At 67.0% G+C, this 276-nt stretch carries 1 protein-coding gene; it reads right to left on the bottom strand.

The features are described from left to right. Positions 1-276: FAD-dependent monooxygenase (locus SB816_RS31330; protein ID WP_410548158.1), on the bottom strand; the 276-nt coding region annotated here is incomplete at both ends.

Genomic DNA, 276 nt, shown 5'->3' with positions numbered 1-276 from the left:
CGTCGGACCATTCGGCGAGGTCTTCGTCGGGCCGGCATTGCAGATAAAGGCGCGTGACCGTCGGCGAGCGCATCGAGAACAGCGCAAAGCCGTTGTCGTGATGCGCGTACACGAGCTCGTCGAGCGACGGCGCCGCATCCGCGAGGATGCCGAGCCACGCGAACGGATAGACGCGTTCGAACGTGTTCAGCTTCTCGGCGGGGACCGTCTGCCGCGCGATGCCGTGAAAGCCGTCGCAGCCGGCGATGTAGTCGCAGTCGATGCGCTCGGCGCGGC

The organism is Achromobacter sp. SIMBA_011, from assembly GCF_046535435.1.
GTDB classification, from domain to species: Bacteria; Pseudomonadota; Gammaproteobacteria; order Burkholderiales; family Burkholderiaceae_B; genus Achromobacter; species Achromobacter dolens.
Note: the sequence above shows the minus strand (reverse complement) of the source record. Positions and strands in the feature narration are given on the sequence as shown.